General features: G+C 45.7%; 7 protein-coding genes. 1 reads left to right on the plus strand and 6 read right to left on the minus strand.

The window, feature by feature from the left end; all coding sequences use genetic code 11:
- From KKD83_02165 to KKD83_02190, 6 genes are all read right to left on the minus strand, one after another.
- The coding region (locus KKD83_02165; GenBank protein ID MBU2534956.1) for a tyrosine-type recombinase/integrase at positions 1 to 257 on the minus strand (257 nt) is incomplete at its 3' end.
- Between the two features lie 71 nt (positions 258 to 328).
- Positions 329 to 529, minus strand: coding sequence for a hypothetical protein (locus KKD83_02170; GenBank protein MBU2534957.1), 201 nt, complete (start codon positions 527 to 529; stop codon positions 329 to 331).
- A 55-nt stretch (positions 530 to 584) separates the two neighbouring features.
- Positions 585 to 869, minus strand: a complete 285-nt coding sequence (locus KKD83_02175) for a hypothetical protein (protein ID MBU2534958.1) — start codon at positions 867 to 869, stop codon at positions 585 to 587.
- The gene (locus KKD83_02180) at positions 866 to 1,069 is read right to left on the minus strand and encodes a hypothetical protein (GenBank protein ID MBU2534959.1); all 204 of its coding nucleotides are present in this window, start codon (positions 1,067 to 1,069) and stop codon (positions 866 to 868) included. Before KKD83_02180 ends, KKD83_02175 begins: the two co-directional genes overlap by 4 nt.
- Positions 1,070 to 1,441: 372 nt before the next feature.
- On the minus strand, positions 1,442 to 3,133 hold the full coding sequence (locus KKD83_02185) for a recombinase family protein (protein ID MBU2534960.1): 1,692 nt from the start codon (positions 3,131 to 3,133) through the stop codon (positions 1,442 to 1,444).
- 720 nt (positions 3,134 to 3,853) lie between these two features.
- On the minus strand, positions 3,854 to 4,513 hold the full coding sequence (locus tag KKD83_02190; GenBank protein MBU2534961.1) for a hypothetical protein: 660 nt from the start codon (positions 4,511 to 4,513) through the stop codon (positions 3,854 to 3,856).
- Positions 4,514 to 4,995: 482 nt separating this feature from the next.
- Here KKD83_02190 and KKD83_02195 point away from each other — a divergent pair, with 482 nt between their 5' ends.
- Positions 4,996 to 5,082 carry a hypothetical protein gene (locus tag KKD83_02195; protein MBU2534962.1) on the plus strand — a complete coding sequence of 29 codons (87 nt, stop codon included), beginning with the start codon at positions 4,996 to 4,998 and terminating at the stop codon, positions 5,080 to 5,082.
- Positions 5,083 to 5,571 lie beyond the last annotated feature (489 nt).

Here is a 5,571-nt window from a genome sequence, read left to right on the forward strand (position 1 = left end):
AACCCGCATTTGGGGCAGAACTTGTGTGAGCGACCGAGGCGGGATGAGCAGTGCGGACAGGAGAACTTCAGTCGGGTCTTCAAGTGCTGGATTGTTACCGTACCCTGGTGGAAGTCAATATCCTGCACGGTGAGACCCAGGACCTCCGATATACGGCAGCCGAGGTGGGCCAGCAGCCTGATCAGCAGCCGATCCCGAAGATTGGTAGCCGCCTTCTCCATCAGAGTTATCTCCTCTGGTTCAACGTAAACTTTCATTGCTTCTTGCTATTACCTCTCTGGCTTACCGGGACATTGATTAAATTGCCCATTCTGCCGGCTGCCGGTCGTTACCTTGATGACGACGCCCTGTTTTCGAAGTCCCATGTCTTGAAACCCTTTCCGATTAACTCCGAAACTCGGATACCGGTTCTCGAGGGAATGTGGACAAGCAAGGCATCCCTGAGATTGGTGGCAGCGGCAATCAGTCTCTCCACCTGCTCAGGCTCAAGATATCCTTTTAAGTTCTGGATCGGGGTAACCTGTGCCATTTTGAAACCTTATCTTCGGCCTTTCCTCACTATTTTCAATTAGTTTGTTATAGGTCTACCTCCGATAAAAATGGTTCCGTTTTTCTCCATCCTTACATCCTCCATCGCCATCTTTAGCAGGAATCAGACGTTGTGGTTGCTTCTCATCACCATGCGGCTCCAAGTTCTCTGAGATTTCTTTTAGTACTAACGACAAACGCCAAAGTGCCCAGCTTGTGGGACTGTCAGCGGTGCGTGCTTTCTGAGCCTCGTGGGGCAGGTTAGTCACACGGCCAGTTGCCCGTTTCCGCCCTTCGGCACCCACTTGATCGCGATTTTCAATGAACTCTTTCGGATTCATGTTTTCCCCGCATTTTGGGCATTTTGCGCGGCTTCCTCTTTCTTCGGCTCGACTAAGAGCCGACCTTCGCCGACAAGGCCCACCGCTACAATGCTACCGCCCTGCAGGTCGTGGCTTCGAGCCCACCAGCGCGGTAGGCAGATGGACAGACTGCCAGAGGAAGCGCTCTCGGTAACCTTGCGTTCATCGATGTGCACCATCAATAACTCCAAAAAAGAAAGGGCGAGTGACCCTCTCAGCGAAGGTTGCTCGCCCCGTTCTTTTATTTCGCTATAAAGAAAGGGCAAGTCACCTTCTCAGCGAAGGTTGCTCGCCCCGTTCATAAATTCGCTATTAAGCTTTTACTCTCTCAGTCTACAATCCACCCAGGCACTTGTCAAGCCCTTAACCCCGATTTGGTCGGAAAAGGAATTTTAGGCATCTAATAATCGATTTCAGGGCTTCTCCGTTAATGGCTAAGCGAGGATGCAGGGCAGATTGTTATCGGTTCTCCGTCATAGTTCTGGCGGGTCCGTCAATGGGAGCTTGCGCAAGCTATTTTTCAGCCAGTTTCGCCTGGGGTCTTATGACGGCTAAGGTTCGCCGAATGGCCTCACGTGAGACACTGTATTCATCAGCAAGTTGCCGCAGGCTTCGCGTCCTATGCCTTGCCGTGATTTCAGACCAAAGGTGTGGCGATAATCTGCGACTCGGTCTGTAAGAAATGGTGAGATATAAAGGGGCTTCCACCGGATAGGTTTCATCGAAAGGTCTAACATGAGGTTGCAATCCCCGCCGGGGTCGCCAGCAATATCTCTAGCGTGACATTCGTAAGACAACCTGAAGAATGGTTCAAACTCCGTCCTTGGCTTCACCGCCACCACTTTGCCACCGCTACCCAGCTTTATTACCTCAAATAGCACATTTGCTAACTTGTTTCTCTGTTCCTGATTAGCTATTCTCCAGGCATCGGCCACATTAGCTAGGAAACTGGCTAAATGCTTAAGCTCATCATCCTTGGAACCAGTGGGTAATAACTGCCTGAGTTGGTACTCCATTTCCTGATGCTCTTTCAGGTACTCTTTCTCAGCTATGTGACCCCAGCGATACTGTTGCTTTAACCGCTTTAGACTTGCCTCTATCTGTTTACGTCGACTCTCATTATCATCGTAAGCATTTACCAACTTACGATGATAATCAAGTATCTTTTCCTGGTAGTCATCCGGGATAACGAAATCCGCCAAGTACCATTCTATCTGCCTTTCATAGACATCTAAAAAAGTACCCCTAAAATCGCAACGAAGCCCCCCAGATCGAGAGGCACAATAGACTCTAGCCCTTCCTTTTGGGTTTGTCTGCATACGTATACTTCCATCACAACAGGTACAACTTGCAATACCAGAAAGACTATACGTTCTCGCTCTTGTGTTTACGGTTTGCCGTGGAGACCGCCACTTTGATCGTACCTCCTGAACCGTTTCAAAGACTCCCGGATCAACAAACGGCTGATGCTGTGCATCCATCCATCCTCCATTACCATCCGATATATAGCCTAAATGGAACCTGTTCTTCAGCATATCCTTGATAGTATCCTTTGAAAAAGGCCTTGAACCATGGGTCCCGGTTGTCCTGTAACCAGAGGCATTTAAGGCCATTGCTACTTCCCTATCAGACTTACCCTGTGCCGCAAGATCAAACGCCATCTTAAGGCCTTCATAATTACGAACATTCACTTCCCGGCCATCTATATTCGTTTTTCTATCCTGCATGTCTGGCACTGGTACACCATCTTCACCCTTCATTGCTCCAAATGGTAACGTCCCGCAATATAGCCCCTGCTTCCTCCTCTCATGCCAGCCTTTCTTGGTCTCCTCGCTCAGGTTGTCAGAATACAATTCAGCTAGGCCTCCCTGCATTACCAGCATGAACTTTCCCGTGGGGGTGGAGTAGTCAATGTCATTCTGTATTGAAACGAAGCCGACTCCTGCCTTACCCAATTTCTCAAAGTATTCGAGAGTAATCTTGAGCTTCCGAGAGAAACGGTCTATCTTGTGTACTACCAAGACATCATATTTACCAGCTAAGGCATCATCAATAGCCTGCTTGAACACCGGCCGTTTCCTTAAGTCATCAGTATGAGCTGATTTACCTTCCTCAATATACTCTGCATGTGGCACCCACTCTCTAGCTTCGCATAGTTGCTTGAAGGCCCTTCTCTGGGCATCTATAGAATACCCCTCTACCTGCTCTTCACTGGATACTCTGGCATATAATGCGGCTTTCATTTTTTACTCTCCCTGTTGGACTCGTCTTCTCTATCAGCTTTCTCAATTATTGCCTCTTCAAGCCACTTCCCTAAGGTCTTCTTTTGCCTGATAGATACATCTCGTGCTCGCTGAAGTGCAACTGGATTTATCCGAATACTAGCATTCGGCCATCGGCCTGTCCCCGGTCTTCCAACTTTACGTTTCATAGTACAATTCTATTTTAGGTAATACCTTAAAGTCAAATAGGGATGACTCAAACTAAGAAAAGAGACACAACTAGACAATTGTACCTCTAATTTTCGGGTAGCTAGGGTTGGATTCGATCTGATGATCTTCGGGTCACGAGTTATGGGTGCGCATGTACGAGACTCTGACTTTTAATCAGGGTGTCAAGACACTAGGTCAACCGACACCCTGGTTTTATGTCTTCTGTAGAAAAATATCAAATTTTATATATATATTATTATAGTAATAATAAAGAGCAGCGGTTTCGTAATCTCGAGCCCGAAGTGCCGTTCCATCGTGTCCCATATCGTCTGGTACAGTCCCCCGACCTCCGAAACCACGATTGGTGTGGTGGGTTGTAATTTGGTGTGGTGGGACGTCAACGACAAAGTCGACGTCAAAGCCAGATACGGCTTGAGCGTGAGCCTATGAAGTGTTTAGTTGTTGCTGACTACACATTTTGACGGCTTGTTCAATCTAGATAATATTGTCAAGTTAATAGACTCATTTTATTTAGTCAGTCTTTAGACAAAACTCGCAAAAGCGCTTCCCAAAATCACTAATTTTCACTGTTTCAAGAAGCGAATTATCCTGACCACCCCCTATGTTAATTCCTGGTTGTCCAGAGATTAGAAATCCATATGTTTTCACTCTTCCCACGGCTCCGACAATTGCGTATTGGTCGACACCTGACTTTTGTATCTGACCGACTCTTGTCGGTTCAGTATTCTTATTAAATAAGCCTAAAAGTTCGCATTCCAAGAGGCTCATCGACCCTAATGTGTCGAGGAAAAAGCGCCGTTCGTCATAGTTACCCTGTTTTATAGGATTTATGAGCGTATTCTTTAGATAAGATTTAAAATATTCTCGTTTTTCTTGAACTTGCTCGCACTCTATCTTTTCATTCAATTCCTCAATAATTGCCGTAAGAGCCTCTTTATCATAGGTTTCGAACGGGGCTAATTTATCCTCCAAATCACTGATTTCTTCGGCAACCTCTTTATAGAATGTCTCTAAGCGTTTGAACCTAAGCTCTTGCTTTTTTCCAAAGTAAAGAGTGGCTAAAGTACCACCTATATAAGGAATGGCTTGCATCCCTGCTTGGATTACTAGGTCTCGCTTTTCTATAGAACTGAGTTGTTCATTTTCTTCTGAATCGACCATATCAGACATTCCTTCTTTAATTTCTTTAAATATACAGCTTAGTAAGAATAAAATCTATTCTAGTGACAGAGTAGTTGCACAAAATAGCGGTTTGTTACATCTGGCTTAGTGTTAAAAAGGCCCTTTTTAGTCTCAAGGTTTAGCTTTGATGATTTAGCTTCGAGAATTGGCGGACGATTTTTCGGATTGCACTTTCTGGCGGTTTTTGGGGTTACACTTTGATGAAAATGCAGAAAGAAGTATAATCACCCATATATAATGAACACGAAAAAGTTGTCAAAATCGATTCGAAAATTTATTCGCAAGGAGAAGGCTCGGATTCGCCGGGAGGTTTTAGATTTAAAGAAACGGCAAGAATTAATTAATGGGCTAAATCAGCAATTTCATTAGGCGTAGATACGCTTGATCAGGCAGAAGGAGTATAATGATAGGAGTGAGGATCCCGGTATCTTGGAGTAGTTGCCGAGGAAGCCTCAGGAGCGTACAAAGAGGTGCCCCAAGTGGTAGCAGTTACCCACAATACCGGCATCTCCAGAATCGTTGCTGGAACAAAACCTATCACGGTAATTAAAGGATGAAGCATTACTTGGGAATGGCGAAACCATGAAACTGTGCATAAAGAAAATCTATTGCGATAGTTGTCAGAAGTTGGTCAGGTGCCGCGAGCAAGAAGCTGGTAGTGGGACACAAATCCTGTGTTTTAAATGTGGCCGACCCCTCCGCTTCTTAGACGGTGCTACCTGGAAATACATTCGGAAGAGTGCCTCATCAAAAGGTGCAACCTGAATCTAAACTAGCCTGACAAAAGCGAAGAGAGTTCGCAAGAGTCTATTACATGGCTCTACATCAATAAGTGTGAAAATCTGAGCTCGCCTTACCCAGGGTTATCTTACCTTATGTTAATGTCTAGACGAATAAGTGAGTTGGTGGGAAAGTTCTCGAAACCATCCTCCACGACGATCACACAAACTGGCTGATTAGTATAAGGGTTGGTGGCTCTTGGCTAGAATAGAGGAGTGTGTGAAGGCACACTAAATATCTAGCATAGGAGGAGCCATCGAATGAAA

Source organism: Chloroflexota bacterium (assembly GCA_018829775.1).
Classification (GTDB): Bacteria; Chloroflexota; Dehalococcoidia; order Dehalococcoidales; family RBG-16-60-22; genus E44-bin89.